General features: G+C 38.0%; 13 protein-coding genes. 3 read left to right on the top strand and 10 right to left on the bottom strand.

All coding sequences use genetic code 11. The features are described from left to right. Positions 1-48 precede the first annotated feature (48 nt). The 7 genes from OQY15_RS10395 to OQY15_RS10365 all read right to left on the bottom strand — a co-directional run bounded on the left by OQY15_RS10395 (position 49) and on the right by OQY15_RS10365 (position 8458). Entirely contained in the window at positions 49-1203 is a 1155-nt protein-coding gene (locus tag OQY15_RS10395; RefSeq protein WP_265791202.1) for a glycosyltransferase, read from the bottom strand. Positions 1204-1333: 130 nt separating this feature from the next. Next, positions 1334-2776: an O-antigen ligase family protein gene (locus tag OQY15_RS10390; RefSeq protein ID WP_265791200.1), complete on the bottom strand. Its 1443-nt coding sequence runs from the start codon at positions 2774-2776 to the stop codon at positions 1334-1336. A 46-nt stretch (positions 2777-2822) separates the two neighbouring features. Further along, the gene (locus OQY15_RS10385) at positions 2823-4919 is read right to left on the bottom strand and encodes a lipopolysaccharide biosynthesis protein (protein ID WP_265791198.1); all 2097 of its coding nucleotides are present in this window, start codon (positions 4917-4919) and stop codon (positions 2823-2825) included. A gap of 70 nt (positions 4920-4989) precedes the next feature. Continuing rightward, the gene (locus tag OQY15_RS10380; protein WP_265791197.1) at positions 4990-5670 is read right to left on the bottom strand and encodes a TolC family protein; all 681 of its coding nucleotides are present in this window, start codon (positions 5668-5670) and stop codon (positions 4990-4992) included. Positions 5671-5701: 31 nt separating this feature from the next. Then, the gene (locus OQY15_RS10375) at positions 5702-6763 is read right to left on the bottom strand and encodes a sugar transferase (protein WP_265791196.1); all 1062 of its coding nucleotides are present in this window, start codon (positions 6761-6763) and stop codon (positions 5702-5704) included. Continuing rightward, the gene (locus OQY15_RS10370; RefSeq protein ID WP_265791195.1) at positions 6763-7173 is read right to left on the bottom strand and encodes a response regulator; all 411 of its coding nucleotides are present in this window, start codon (positions 7171-7173) and stop codon (positions 6763-6765) included. Before OQY15_RS10370 ends, OQY15_RS10375 begins: the two co-directional genes overlap by 1 nt. Before the next feature lie 430 nt (positions 7174-7603). Continuing rightward, positions 7604-8458 carry a beta-1,6-N-acetylglucosaminyltransferase gene (locus OQY15_RS10365; protein WP_265791194.1) on the bottom strand — a complete coding sequence of 285 codons (855 nt, stop codon included), beginning with the start codon at positions 8456-8458 and terminating at the stop codon, positions 7604-7606. Positions 8459-8712: 254 nt separating this feature from the next. On the opposite strand from OQY15_RS10365, the gene OQY15_RS10360 reads away from it, so the two are divergent. Both OQY15_RS10360 and OQY15_RS10355 read left to right on the top strand, forming a co-directional pair. Further along, complete coding sequence (locus OQY15_RS10360; RefSeq protein WP_265791193.1) at positions 8713-9003, top strand: hypothetical protein; 291 nt, start codon at positions 8713-8715, stop codon at positions 9001-9003. Positions 9004-9178: 175 nt separating this feature from the next. Beyond that, positions 9179-10870: a hypothetical protein gene (locus OQY15_RS10355; RefSeq protein WP_265791192.1), complete on the top strand. Its 1692-nt coding sequence runs from the start codon at positions 9179-9181 to the stop codon at positions 10868-10870. Here OQY15_RS10355 and OQY15_RS10350 read toward each other — a convergent pair. Further along, positions 10867-11658, bottom strand: coding sequence for a hypothetical protein (locus OQY15_RS10350; RefSeq protein ID WP_265791191.1), 792 nt, complete (start codon positions 11656-11658; stop codon positions 10867-10869). The genes OQY15_RS10355 and OQY15_RS10350 overlap by 4 nt on opposite strands. Positions 11659-11827: 169 nt before the next feature. Between OQY15_RS10350 and OQY15_RS10345 the strand changes: the two genes are divergently transcribed. Then, the gene (locus OQY15_RS10345) at positions 11828-12817 is read left to right on the top strand and encodes an LCP family protein (RefSeq protein ID WP_265791179.1); all 990 of its coding nucleotides are present in this window, start codon (positions 11828-11830) and stop codon (positions 12815-12817) included. Between the two features lie 353 nt (positions 12818-13170). Here OQY15_RS10345 and OQY15_RS10340 read toward each other — a convergent pair whose 3' ends face one another. Continuing rightward, complete coding sequence (locus OQY15_RS10340; RefSeq protein ID WP_265791175.1) at positions 13171-14013, bottom strand: ThuA domain-containing protein; 843 nt, start codon at positions 14011-14013, stop codon at positions 13171-13173. Positions 14014-14060: 47 nt separating this feature from the next. Continuing rightward, the gene (locus OQY15_RS10335) at positions 14061-14843 is read right to left on the bottom strand and encodes a glycerophosphodiester phosphodiesterase family protein (RefSeq protein WP_265791172.1); all 783 of its coding nucleotides are present in this window, start codon (positions 14841-14843) and stop codon (positions 14061-14063) included. Positions 14844-14909 lie beyond the last annotated feature (66 nt).

Raw genomic sequence — 14909 nt, 5'->3', positions numbered from 1 at the left:
AATATCTCTTCCTTTTATTATTTCTGACACCGCTTATTTATATAATGCTTATGAATTTACATTGTGTTTTGTAGCTACAGACCTTTTGTTTGCCTGTCTGGCATGTACTAAAGATAATAACTGGAAAAATATAAACTTAGGAATATTGATTAAAGATTTATAAATCCTCGGATCAGTTGCATGATTTTTCAGTGCGATCACAAAACTTAAAATAAATAGTCCAAAAGCTATGATCCAAATTAGCGAATAAACAGGAAATATAAAAATATTCATCAGCGCGCAGAGTCCGGATAACAATATAAATATGAATAAGGGTGGTCTTAACAGGATAATTCCAAATAGAAACTGATTAAAATCGAATCTTTTGACTCCTCTGAGCAGAATATCAAAACCGTATCCAAAGTATTTAAACCAGGTATTGATCCATCGCGAACGTTGATTAACCAGCTGCGCAGAATCTGAAGTTTTCTCGTCATAAACTATCGCGTCTTTGGCAAAAGCGATACGTTTATTCATTCTCAGGATCTGAGCCTGTAATACCTTGTCGAAACCGGCACCAGTGATATCCAGATTATCGAAACAAGCCTTGTAAAGAGCAGTTTTAAACGCCATTCCGGAGCCTGACAGCGTGGCTGATGATCCCAGTTGAAAAAGTACTTCTCCATCATAGAAATGATAGTAAATATCTCTTGCAGCATCAAGGCAGGCATAGGTAGTATTTAAATTTTTTGCAGCCCTTACACCCTGTACAGCTTCATATCCTGCATCAAAGAAAACATTCAGCTCGTTCAGGTAATTTGGATCAGTAAGGTTGTCACTATCAATAATAGTCAGGATCTCATGATCTCTTCTAAAGTTGGCTATAGCATATAAATGTGAGCGCGTATTACTGGCAAGCACCTTCTCAGGCCTCAGCAAAATCACCCTTGGGTCAGTAAAATTTAGCGTGGAAATATCACAGTTGTCGGCAACGATATAAATCAGGTAATTACTGTACTTCACCTGCAGCAGGGAAGCAACAACGGCAGGAAGCAAGGCAGTTTGTTCATATGCTGTTACAATGATCGCATAGTCATATTCTTTATTCGACAGCGTTTTCGGTCTGCTTTTTTTTACAAGTTTGTAGAAAACAAACAGTAGAAAAGGAAGAACGAGATTATACCCGATAATGACCTGAAAAATAATCCAAATAGCTTTTCCCATAAATAACTTTATTATGAAGTTTCATTCTCCTTCGAAAATTCTTCTTTATATCTCTTATGACCTTTGAAGAACCCATAGACAAACAATATCAAACCAGGAAGGACAAATATTTCAAATGGCATAATCTGTATTATATAAGTTGAAGGTCGGTTGATGAAGCAGAGCGCTTCTTTTCATCGTCGGCAATTTCCCGGTCAAACTTTGGCCCCATATAGACCAACGCAAAAGTCAGGCAGGTAACCAATAGCGAGGGCATCGTGTTGATGACCTCATTACCATAGCTACAGAAAAAAATTCCGGCGGTAGTTGAAAATACTGCTATTAATTTTATCTGCAGCTTCTTATTCTGGATCATCCAAATAATTCCACAGCATTTACCGAGAATATACATCATCATACTGAACCAAAGTGTGAGACCGACAATCCCAGTCATGGCCCATATCTTTACCCAGTAACTGTCCGGCTGAATGATGGATAACCATTTATCCTGGTTATAAACCGAATTTACACCCAGTACACCTAGTCCACCTCCGAAAGGTCTTGAGCTCATGTACTCCCTCAGCATACGCTGTGTATTAAAACGTACCATCAAAGAAGGATCATTGGGATCTACAGAACTTCTGAATCGTTGGATCGAATAGATACCACTGCCTATATAAGTGTACTTCAGAACCACGAAGAACATCACCATAAACATTCCCCCAAAAAACAACACTTTGTAATTCTTAGTGAGAAATATGGCAAAGATAGCCGCTACAACAAGTGCGAAGAATGCGCCTCTTGTTCCTGAAACCAGCATGGCATAAACGTAAACTCCTGCGAGCATAAACAGTACCACTTTTTTCCACAGTGTTGAGGTTCCCAGAGCAAGCACAACTGCCATGACCACAAAACTGGCCTCGAAAGCACCAAACTGACCAGCGTCATAAAATGAGAAAGCCCTCATCTTTCCGAAGATCATGTGCGTAACGCCTCCCGGACCATCCAGAAAAGCCTGCTCACCTGGAAATAAACCAATATGAACTTGTTTAATTCCGTTTAATCCAGCGATGAGCACCATTGCAAGCATGATCTTGATGATTACATCAAAGTCTTTTCTGTTTTTTACAATGACAAATGTGAGTGGGATAATAAGAATTGGATATAGAGCTTCAGTACGAATTTCTGTGACCCAGCCTACAATACTCGCTCCTTCAGGATTGATTACTTCAAGTACACTAAAGATAAACCACAGCAGCCACAGAAGACACATATCATTTTTGATAGCCTGCCAATCGTCCTTTTTATAATAAACCAGTGAAGACAGCCAGGTAAGTATCAGGATAACTTCTATACCCATTCCGTATTGAATACCACCTATTTCCCTGCTGAAAAATCCAAGGAGGAAACAATAAGGGATGAGTGTATACAATCCAATTTTTGGATTTCTGAACACAAAAATCAGGTATACAATACCAATGGCAGCAAGTGCGATAATAATTGGTCCAAGGAAATTAAACTCATAGACTGCAACACTGCATAGTAAAGCAACTATAACCCCAAAAACCAAAAACAATATTTGTGATCTTTTCAAAGAAAGATACGTCGATTCCTGCTGCATATTAAATTGCTCTCCCCAATCAAGCCTGGATTTCGCTCAGTCTAACTTTATTGATCACCCAGCCGATAAATCCAGGATGATTTTTCAATAAGGTAACCATATCTTTATCACCGTCAGTCAATTTATTTCCTGCAGCAAATACTGCTATACTTTTCTCAGTAAACGATAGCCATTCCTTAGCTATATTGATGTCAGTCATGCTTTCAATATCAATAATAATGACATCAAACTGTTTTTTCAATACATCAAAACCAGATCTCAGGTTTCTTTCATTCTGAATTTCCAGCAACGATTTATGATGATCAACTTTACTTAATTTAGTAATCAGGTCTTCAACCTTAATCTCCCTGTTAACAAGAAAAGTTTCAAAGTTCTGCGCCCTGGTCAGTTGTTTTGAATCAGATAATACAGGAGCTGCCTGCTCACCACCAATCAACAGAATTTTTTTGCCGGTCATGGCGTATGCATAAGCCAGGTTACCAGCTAAAAACGTTTTTCCTTCACCACCAACAAGACTGGTAACTCCAAGAATTCTGCTATCATCTGCAGACATCAGATCACTGATCTCAAATCGCAGCGATCGGAGTAGCTCTTTATGAATATTATAGTTGTTGTTGGTATCAGTATTATTCCAGATGGTTCTGATTGTTGTATCACCTTCAGGTAGAAGATTTAAGCTACCAACAACTTTAGATTTTGTAGCGTTCGCCAATTGCTGGGTTGTATTGATTGATGAATCTGTAACAAACAGTGCAACTAATACAGATAAACAAACGAAGAACATTGCTATGCCAGAAAGGGCAGTGAAGATGATAACTTTCGAAGTCTCAGGTAATCCAGGTAATCCCAACTGTGCAATCTGCAGTTTTAAACTCATATTTTGCTGAGCCTGCGTGGTATTGATCCTGTTTAATGCTTCAAGGTAATCTTTCGTTGCCATATCTGCATCACGTGTGTAGTTAGAGATATTGGCATCAAAAGGCACCATTGCATTGTATTTTGCGCGTGCTGCTGCCAGCTCATTATCTATAGATCTGACACTTCCGGTTTGCTCTGCAACAGTAGTCTCCAAATTGTATTTCTGAGCCAGTAAAGCCTGTCTGGAAACCTGAGGATCTACCACATATTTATCAGAATTGTTAGCAGAAAGTGCGATCTGAATGTTTGATAACGAATCTACCCTTCTTTTATCCTCCGGCTTAAAATTACCATCAACATATCTTCTGTTTGCTATTTCCAGCTGACTTCTGATATTTACAATTGCCGCATTATCACGCACAACATTTTTTCCCATATTGGGATCATTGCTTCTCAATCTGCTTTCGATATTAGCAATTGCACTCTGGCTGGCTTGTACACTTCTCAACACCTGTGCTTTTCTATCTTCAGCCGCTGTGATCTGCGTAAAGACCAGTTGAGATTGCTTGTCCAGATTCAAAACTCCATTGCTCATTTTGAAATCTTTCAATGCCTGATTTTTCGCGTTCATGTCACGTTCTTTCACCTTCAGAACCGAGTCGAGAACCTCATTACTTTGGCCCTGATTAAAGTTTACATCCAAACCGTAATTACGGATAAACTCAGTACTTAGCGTATTTACCACGAAAGCTGACAATGAAGGATTATCAGAGACAAATTTAACATTGATAAAGTCACTGTTATCACCATGTGTAATTTCAAGGGATTTGTGTATGGCGGCTTCACCATAGCCCATTGAGTTAACGAGATCATAAAGTTTGAACTCGCCTTTGTTATCTGCAGGGCTAACCGGCGTTTTAGCTGCCAGGTTACGACGGAAGAGTTCTGCTACTTTTTTACGATCATCCGCAGAAAGTGAATCTAACTTTTCACTGTATGGCTTAAATGTTTCCTTAGGATTATCTAAATCGTGTAAGATCAGATTATAAGATAAAATAGACATGATCTTTCTCATCTTCATCTGCTCGATGATGTTATCAAATTCCTGACTCATTTTGAAATAATCCAAAGGAGCAGCACCAGCCACCTGTTTAGAAGGGTCGACGATACCTGTTGCTATTTTAGCTTCAGAACTGTATGTCTTTGGTAGCTGTTTAGCCAGGAAATATGTAGCAACGGCTGAGATTAATGGTACCAATATGAGTATCCATTTATAGCGATTCAGTAATTTTAGAAACGATTTTATATCCATTATTTTTTTATTCTTACTATTTAACTTCTGAAAGTTTTTTTCCAATAATTTCTTCCAGTGCGTCTTTGGCATTCATATAATTCACTTCAGCCTGAATCTGATCGGTAGAAGCAGTTGACACTAACATTCTGGAAGCATTATACAAATCCAGAGACAATTCACCTCTTTCAAATTTATGTCTGCTTGTCTCAGAAATATTCTTGTTATCCTGAGCGGTCTGAGTACGGATTTTTAACTGACTTACCGATTGTAAGTATGCATAGTAACGACGCTTAGTTTCAGAAACAGTTGTTAACTGCGTATCTTCATATTGATAACTGGCCACTCTGTAATCAGCTTTTGCTTTCTTCAGGATATAAGGTTTCTGCAGATAGGTACCTAAGTTGAAAGTGATACCAAACTGGAATCCGTTTACTGTGTAAGGATTATTAACATTTAACGCCTGGTTATCATCTGGTCTGTAGAAATAGGAAGCAGTAAATAAGTCCAGGAATGATATTTTGGACATGGCAATACTGGTTTTAACTGATTGCATTTGTGATTCCGAGATTTTCATTCTCGGAAAGTTTTGTTTTGCCAGCGCGATATATTTATCCAGCAAAGGATAATTAACGTCAGACATAATTGAACTCTGTGCAGAAGCCTGCATAGAGAACAGTACAGCGATTAAAAATGAGAGTGCTGATATTTTTTTCATTGATAGATTTATTAATTTGTTTGAGTGTTTTTTATACTTTTTCTTTTTGAAACAATGCAGGGAACGTTTTCAGCATAATACTGATATCAAACCATACCGAATAATTCTTAGCATAGAAGTTATCCAGTTTTTTTCTTTCTGTATCGGACATATCACCTTTTCCCCTTTTACTAATCTGCCATAGTCCTGTTAATCCCGAAGGTCCCAGAAAGCGCATCGACCATTCATTGGATGTTAACATCTCAGCCTCGTATAATGGCAGTGGTCTGTTACCAACCAGTGACATATCCCCTTTGAGCACGTTAAATAGTTGCGGAATCTCATCAAGACTGGAATTTCTAAGGAAATTACCCAACTTGGTAACCCTAGGATCATTCTTGATCTTAACGAAGGCATTTGCTCCACTGCCGTCATCCGCATACTGGTTCAGCGCCGATAGGTCTTTTAACTCCTTATCTGCCCCGGCCCTCATCGATCTGAATTTATAAAAATCGAAGATTTTATATCCTGTACCTACTCTTTTGCTTTTGTAAATCACCGGACCTTTAGAGTCCAGTTTGATACATAATGCAATTAATAATAGAATTGGTGAAGCAAATAATAATATTCCACCAGATGAAACAACATCAAAAATTCTCTTAGTGGTTGGTATCTTGTACTCTTTTTCTTTTTTTATGACCGCTAACTGTTCAATGTTAGGCTTGATCAGCTTAAATTTTATCAAAAAATTCAAACGATCTTTAAGATGATCCATCTCATAAGGATAAAAATACAAATCATGTATCTTTTCTTTGATGGCTCTCGACCTTAACCTAACATCTGGCATATGCCCTAGTAAGACAATAATCAGTCCACTTGTCAGTGGATTGTTTTTAATTTTAGCAATGATCGAAAAAACGAACTCTTCATCACTCACCTCGATCATGATCACGTCCGGAGTCGAGAAAAGAGAAAGCGTGCTTAGATAATTCTCCAGTTTTGAAGTATCTCCCACATGAACCACATTATATTCCTGTCCCAAGATTTCAGCAGATTCCTGCGATAACTCAGTTCCAGAATAAACTAATCTTATTCCTTTGTAGTTGTAATCCATTATTTATAAAAGATAGGGTTTGGTAGTGCAGCCAGAACTTTAACAATTTCGTCTTTTAAACTTTCAGGGTTAAAAGGCTTCGGAAAATAAGCCTCAACTTTAAAAGGCAAATTGGCTACAATATTTTCCAGATCCTCAGCGGCCGAGAGAATAATTACAGGTATCTCACGATAGTAACCGCTAATTTTGATGCTTTTCAAGAAAGACGTTCCGTCAAAATGAGGCATGTGCAGATCCAAAATAATGATATCAGGGAAATTGCCATCTTCAAGCCAAAGATGCGCTTTATATCCACTTTCCATGGCATGAATTTCGTATTGCTTTGATAGAATGAAATTTAGCAACTTTAAAATGCTAGGCTCATCATCAACTATCAAAACTTGCTTTCTCTTAAATGATGCACTTTCCATTATCAAGGTAGGTATTTATGTAAGCGATATTTTATTAAATATAGATATCGGTATAAGGTTTATTATAAATCATTCAACTATTGTAGCTATAAAAATACAATTTATAAATGATTTTCTACTTACGTATTTTCAATAATGTAAGATTTATCAATTCAAAATAGCTTAATCAAATTGCAAACCAGAATTCCGTACAAGGTAAAAATAGAGGAGATAATGGGACAAAAATCCCACAGTATAACATTCAGCAGAAACACCTGCAATCCTTATAAATTTGTACTAATTGGAAATTATATCAGGGAAGTTATTAAGAAGTTATCCACTACATCGGGATATGTACTAACTACTCAAATACGTGATCATTTGAGGGGAAATTTTTCAACTAATTGTAAAAATTAGTCCCCTGCCCCATATATAACTAATGTAATTCAATTCATTCCGTCATTTTATACACTGCCTCTATAATATCTTTATCTATATCAGCATCGAATTTTCTGGCAAACAAACTATCTGAGGTGGTCAATGCATCAAGATCACTTTTCAACAGCGTCTTTGGATGGGATGCATGCGGCTCCCAGGAGGTGTATCGTAAGTTTTCATTCACAAGATTGAGCGGCGAATTGAGCAGGATCGTCTGCAGCCAAATTTCATCTGCACAGTAGGTGTATCTAAAACTCTTCAGAAAAGCAGGATGCTCCGCCAAAAACTTCATCAGATATTGAGTTGCCGGTCTGTTCAGATTTACCCAGTTCCAGCCACCATAATATTTTATAGGATAGAGTTTACGCTTGATACCATACTTTAATTGCATCCTTTGGGTGAAGGAAAGGGCTTTCCTTCTTAGAATTCCCATCAAGTTATCCTTGAAGTCAATACCGAAATAGTACACCAGGCGATCAAACCCTCCCCCCTGTCCTGCCCATTCTTTTTTAGGCATGAGCTCGCTGTTCACAAAACTCAAATCAATATTTTTAGTGATGAAGTCCTTGATGAAAGCATTACTCTTAATTGGCAAATCATGGCCACTAATCAATAGATAGTAATCATAGTCATTCTGGTAAGCAGTTCTGAACAACTCGATCGTCGCTAGGATCTGGATATAACTCCCCCAATTCACGCTATGCCTTTTTACAAAAAAAACATTCTTATAATCATCAAATAAATTAGCATTGATATCCCATTTCACATCTGCATGTATATATACATCGAAATCCCGGCTTAGTCTTTGTACTAATTTCTCCAGTTGCCAAACGTTTTTATGTGCAAGTATCAGAACCGCTGCTTTCATTGATTAAAAAATTGTTATAAGTTGAATTGAAGCTTAATATAACTACGTTGCAATATGAATATTTTGATATCATGATCAGGCATAAGCTCTCATTTTTATTTTACTTTTTTATTTTTCTGGCTTTCTCTGGCTGTCAACGGAAACAAAAGCCTGCCTTGATTAATGGCAAAGAGAGATTATCCGTCAGAGATTATCTTTACCTTCGTAATGGGAAGCCTTTCGGTATTCTCCGCATAGAGTGCAACGACTGCCAAATGATCTATACTGTAAATCATAAAAAATTTACTGTAGATATTAGAGAAGGTAATGAAGACAGATTCATCTATCCAAAGAATAATTCATCTTTAAATACGCTGATCAAATCCAACGACAATCAGGTGATCAGAGTTCTGGCGATCAATGCCAATGGTAAGGTAGTTTCCAATGTACTGGACACATTCATCAGAGATCAGCAAAAATCTGTGACATATAATATGAAATATGTACATAACAAGAATACGTTTCTAGTGGATATATTGAAGAAAAAACACCGAGTTGCAGACTGAATCTGCATAAGGATAAACTTTTATCTTCACCTATGATAATAATTATTTTCTCATTATATTTAAATACTTATACAACTATTTTTCATATTACTAATCAACAGGTTAGAGATTTATTAAAATGACAATACAAGATTCTAATCAGCTCTCAAGGTTATGTTTTTATACCGGTTTTATCATGGTAGCAATACTAGCCGCAACATTTCTCACGACTTCAATATCTTTCTTTCTGAACATCACAATGAGTGGATGGCAATTTCCAATTGGAAGCTTACTGGCCGGATCAATAAGCTACTACTATCTCAAATATGAGGAGAAAGAAGTTCCCCTAAGGATCTATACTATTTTTGGAATCAGTGCGGGTCTTACCCTGCTTTTTGTTGCCTTATCATCCTATTTTTATGATACTTCGTTTGACGGCCAGGCTTACCATATGGAAGCAATGATACAAATGAAAAATGGATGGAATCCTTTTTATGAGTATCTGCCCGCATCAGTGAACCAGTCCATCTGGGTAAATCATTACGCCAAAGGAATGGAAATCGTAAGCGCCGCTATTAACTGCACTTTCGACAATATCGAAGCTGGTAAAGCCGCAAACTTTATGTTATGGGCTTCAAGTTTCTTTTTTACTTTATCATTTGTGATCCGCAATCATTGGGTTGCAATGAGTAAAGGCATCCTTCTGTCCTTGATTATTGCATGTAATCCCATTGTTTTAAATCAACTACTCACCTATTATGTAGATGGTCCAATGGGTGCATTATTGCTATCGCTGATCATCCTGGGTCTTTACATTCTTCAAACACCACGAAATATATACTTCCTGACACTCGCACTAATCATATTTTTTCTGGTCAATGTAAAGTTTACCGCCATTCTATACATTGCCCTGTTTGCTGGAGGATATCTAATCTGGGCATTATGGCACAAAAAAATTGTAATAGCCAAACGCCTTTGGTGGGCCTCATTTGTTGCCGGGCTAATCGCTATCATTTGTGGCTTTAATCCGTATATCACCAACACTGTAAATTTTGGACATCCCTTATACCCCCTGATGGGAAAGGATAAAGTAGACATCATCTACGCCATTAATCTGCCAGCCAGTTTCGAGCATAAAAACGGACTGGAAAGGTTTGTAATTTCATTGTTTTCCCGTACAGATAATATCTACCCCAAAAGTCCCTATCCAATTGATATTAAGATCCCTTTCACTTTTAACAAAGTGGATCTCGCACATGCATCAATGACAGATGCCCGACTCGGGGGCTTTGGTCCCATGTTCAGCGGAATACTATTATTATCATTAGTTTTGGTAATTATTCTATACAGAGTTGCAGGCAAAGAAAAGTTCATTAAGCAGATGAGTTGGCTGTTGGCATTTATCATTATCTCAGTGATTATTATGCCTGAATCCTGGTGGAGCCGCTATATCCCTCAGTTCTGGCTTTTCCCACTCATCATCTTACTGGCAGCAGAAGTACATCTTACAGAAAAGTATCAGATCATGAATAAAGTGCTGTATGCTGCGCTACTGGTTAATCTTATTTTCTGTATTTCCGGCTTTTTCTTCAATTTGCTACTGACTACTAAGATCAACTATCAGCTGGCAGTGATGAAATCTGCTTCACAAACCATCCTTGTGGATCTAGGTGAGTCAAAAAGTAACCGTACGAGGTTTTCTGAGCATAACATTCCATTTAAGGTGGTTAAATTTCATAACACCGGTGTGAACGAAGAATATATTGCGGGATCCCAGGCTTGTTTTATCAGGCCCTCCCAATCAGCTGGTCATCATATTGAAGAACCCTGGATTTTAAGAATAGCAGGAAAATTTCTGCCGTTTATGTGGCAGTATTACGGACGTTAGGACGATGAGCGGATTTTAGCAACCCAGATAGCTTTATACGGATGAAGCCATCCCTTTTGCTGCAGATAAAAGAACAACCCTTCATCAACCCTAAAAGTAAAGAAACCCCGTAAAAAGTTACTTGCATGAGTAGTAACATAGTTTTCCCTGTAGCCAACATCAGTAGTTAACAGTACTTCCTGAATACCGTCTTTTTCTGCCGTTGTAACGGTACAGGGGTCAAAAGCCATTGCATACCTGAAGTCCTTGTTACGGATAAAATTCCATCTGTTCCATTGGATATAACCTTTCCTTCTCAATTTTATTGCCCGTTGTATACTTGGAGATTTTAGAATAGACTGATCATGAAAAAACCGCTGTGCATCTTCTGTTGGAAACAATAAGTAATAATTCTGAGTTGCCGCCTCCGGAAAAGGAACGATCTCAAAAACAGTCATCATCAGCAAACATCCATAAACGCCAAGTTTTTCTTTGGTATTCAGTTCTCCTTTACGATTGATTCTGTTTTGTAAAGCTTCTGCACGGCGGTTATATTGCTTTAAATTAAATGGACTGAGCACACAAAAAAGAAACAATCCCAACAACAAAAACTTGATTGCCTGCCGCTTACTTTTATGGAGAAAATAAATAATGACGCAGGCAGAGAACGCTGCCACCAAAAGATAACAAACGAATAATGTATAGCAGAATGTCCAGACGATCAAAAAAAGATATACAAAAATCAGTAATACAGAAAAAAACCACAGGATAGATAACTTAAAATAGCGCTGCAGAGATTGAGAGTTCATATGGATTTCTTTCAGATCAAGGTATTTTCCTGATTTTACTATGTTTCAAATGTATAAAATTATCTCCAAATACTTCATTTTCATCGATGTACTTGGATAATATTTGAATATCAATAAAATAGCACATAATTTGCGCAATAATGCATAAACCTACATCTCAAATATAAATATGAAATCTCTTTTTTCACATCTGATCTTAATCATTGCCTTTAGCACCGCTGCCTATGCCCAGGACACTACTACACGTTCAGGCGAGCTGCCACCTCTCGTGATCCCTGCTGAACCTGTGCATAAATTTTCACAAACCCCGGCCTCATTGGGAATCTCAGCTAAAACTCAGGCCAGAGTCGCCGCCATCAAAAACCCACCTGTAAATATTGCACTGTTCGCGGTGGACAGGCGCAGTTCAGAACAGCAGGGAAATTCTGATGTCATCATGATTATCAGCATTGATCAGGTTACAAAATCTATAAAAATGTCTTCAATTATGAGAGACACCTATGTGAATATTGAGGGCAAAGGGATGGACAAAATTAATGCTGCCTATGCGATCGGAGGACCACAGCTGGCAATCAAGACTATAAATCAGAATTTCGCAATGGACATCAAAGATTATTTTAATGTTGATTTCTTTACTACGGCAAAAATGATTGATGCCTTAGGCGGAGTTGAGGTGACAGTGAAACCTGAAGAGATTCCCTACCTCAACAATTATTTAAAAGAAATATCAATCATAGACAACATTCCTCCGGATAATGTTGCTCAGCCGGGATATCAGAGACTAACAGGCAAACAAGCGGTAGCTTACACCAGAATCAGAGCTGTAGGACGCGGAGATTTCGAAAGGAATGAAAGACAGAGAACAGTATTGGTTGCCCTCTTCTATAAGATGCAGGGAGGAGGCTCAGCCATGCTGCCGGTATTGATGTCGCAGATTCTTCCTTTTCTGGAAACGAGTATGTCCAGCATGGAGTTATTCGCTATAGGTGGAACGATCTTAAACTCCAAAAGCAAATCTATTGAACAAGCAAGATTTCCATTGGATTCTTCAAGTAAGGGCGTTCGTATTAACAATACGTACTACCTTTCTGCAGATATGCCCAAGACTTCAGAAGCATTGCATAACTTTATCTACAAAGGGATCAAACCGGGAAAATAAAACCCCAGTCGGGAAAAAAGATCTCAACTTGTATGGTGTAACATCTTTAGCTTTCACAAAAACATGGCTGTCACATGCTATATGTGTCTTTTATTTCTAAAAACTTAAAATGGCACAGTGTTGGTCTATGATAAGATGTAACCTAATCTATCTCATCATGAACTCTCAACAACATTACAGCCCCTTCAGTCCTTCAGCAAGAAAATGGTTAATCACCATCGGAACTTTAGCAATTGCATTAACACTTTTTTATGCAATGACTACTGGAGTGGTCTCTAACTTGAACTACTAAATACTCTCCATATATTTTGCATACAGGTTCATTCCATTCGGAATGAACCTGTATGCAAAGATTATCTTAGTGTCTTGCCGGCCACAAAAAATAGTGACCGGAGCAAAAAATCATTTTGTGTCTTACTTGAAAAAGTCGAAGACAGATTCTTTGCACTATGATTTTCGTAATCCATATCATTATGTCCCATATTGATATAAACCATTCGATATTTTACATTCGTCCAGGCTACAGGATAATAACCGCTGTGCCAGATCTCAGATGATTTGGGTCCGGTACCCAGGGGAAAACTCGAGGAATCTATTGAAAGTAATATCCTAATATCCGGGTTAGTACGAAGATCTTCTGACCATCTGTACCATTCGTTAGGTGCAGATATAAAAGTTGCCGCAAGCTTACTGCTTACAGGGTGCTTCCTGTTCTCCACACGTAAAATAGCTGAAGTAGGTTTCCATGTGTTACTATCATAACTACCTGATCCCAGAAACTGTTGATGATACCAATCCCAATCCTGTGGAAAATCAGAAGGCGTTAAAGCAAAAGCCGCAAAATGAAAACCTATCCATCCGCCACCCTTTTCCATATATTGTCGGAATGCTGACCGCTGCGAAGGTTCCTCCGGTCTTGTGTCTAAAAACAGGACCACCTGATATTGTGAAAGAAATGTTGTATTCATATTCTTCCAGTCAGAAGTGGCGTCGTAACTAAACTTATACCTTTTACCCATCTCCGGGAACCAGCGGTTTGCTTCGTTCACATAGCTGATATGTGCCTGATCATTTTTGGCAGTGTAGAATGCAATAACCTTGAATTTTGGCCTGTCAGGCTGAGCATACAATCCAGAAAATAAGAAAGTAAGAAAAATGCCCAGGGCTAAGGAAAATGCAGATCTTTTAAGTCCCATTGCTGTTAGATTTTGTTTCACAAATCTAACAGCAATCTGCTAAAATTCTATTTCTTTTTTAATAGATCAAACAGCAGTTCAGGCTCATTAGTGGTTATAAAATCAGCTTTTTCATCAATCAGCCATTGCATATCCTCTTCTTTATTCACCGTCCAGGCATTGATAGTAATTCCCAGTTCTTTAGCTTTTTTAAACCAGTCGCCTTCTTTATAGATAGTATAAAAATAATCAGCCTGAGCGATATGATCTTCTTTCAATTTTTCAAGTGGAACATCTCCTTTAATATAAGCAAGAAATGCTGTTTTAGCCGACGGATCTAACTCCAGGACTCTCTGAACGGCAGGATAGCTGAAGCTGATGTATTCAACCCAGGCATCAGCTTTTAGTGCTTTTACCATTTTGACTGCTGCATCCGTCAGGGCGATGGTAGTTTCAGGAGTTTTGGCCATCTTGATTTCGAGAATGAGCTTTGTACCCTTTTGCTTCATTCCTTCCTTAAGATAACTCTCAAGAGTAGGGATCTGCTCTCCGTTAGTATGTAACTGTTTTTGAAGTTCGGCATAAGTTGAGGTACCGATTGTCAATCCTTTATATACATCATCATGGTTCACCACAATTACACTGTCTTTCGTAAAATGTACATCAAACTCAGAACCGTAACATTTTAATCTTACAGCCTCCTTTAATGCGGCAATAGAATTTTCAGGAATATTTTTTTTCTTCCAGGCACCGCGGTGAGCGATCACACTGTTATTGTTCCATTTCATTTTTTGTGCATTACTACTATAAGCGACACAAAGAAGCCCGATCAGAAAGAATAATTGTTTCATATCCGGCAAACATAAAGAAACTATATTATTTTTCTAGTGCTGTGAGGTTAACAAATAGCACATAGG

Source organism: Pedobacter sp. MC2016-15, assembly GCF_026239695.1.
In the GTDB taxonomy this organism is placed as follows: domain Bacteria; phylum Bacteroidota; class Bacteroidia; order Sphingobacteriales; family Sphingobacteriaceae; genus Pedobacter.
This window is presented reverse-complemented; position numbering and strand designations above follow the sequence as displayed.

Coding starts and splice junctions, on each gene's coding strand:
- OQY15_RS10370 (WP_265791195.1), bottom strand. CDS start 7,173: ATGGAAAGTGCATCATTTAAGAGAAAGCAAGTTTTGATAGTTGATGAT.
- OQY15_RS10345 (WP_265791179.1), top strand. CDS start 11,828: ATGAAATCTCTTTTTTCACATCTGATCTTAATCATTGCCTTTAGCACC.
- OQY15_RS10365 (WP_265791194.1), bottom strand. CDS start 8,458: ATGAAAGCAGCGGTTCTGATACTTGCACATAAAAACGTTTGGCAACTG.
- OQY15_RS10395 (WP_265791202.1), bottom strand. CDS start 1,203: ATGGGAAAAGCTATTTGGATTATTTTTCAGGTCATTATCGGGTATAAT.
- OQY15_RS10335 (WP_265791172.1), bottom strand. CDS start 14,843: ATGAAACAATTATTCTTTCTGATCGGGCTTCTTTGTGTCGCTTATAGT.
- OQY15_RS10355 (WP_265791192.1), top strand. CDS start 9,179: ATGGTAGCAATACTAGCCGCAACATTTCTCACGACTTCAATATCTTTC.
- OQY15_RS10350 (WP_265791191.1), bottom strand. CDS start 11,658: ATGAACTCTCAATCTCTGCAGCGCTATTTTAAGTTATCTATCCTGTGG.
- OQY15_RS10380 (WP_265791197.1), bottom strand. CDS start 5,670: ATGAAAAAAATATCAGCACTCTCATTTTTAATCGCTGTACTGTTCTCT.
- OQY15_RS10340 (WP_265791175.1), bottom strand. CDS start 14,013: ATGGGACTTAAAAGATCTGCATTTTCCTTAGCCCTGGGCATTTTTCTT.
- OQY15_RS10375 (WP_265791196.1), bottom strand. CDS start 6,763: ATGGATTACAACTACAAAGGAATAAGATTAGTTTATTCTGGAACTGAG.
- OQY15_RS10360 (WP_265791193.1), top strand. CDS start 8,713: ATGATCTATACTGTAAATCATAAAAAATTTACTGTAGATATTAGAGAA.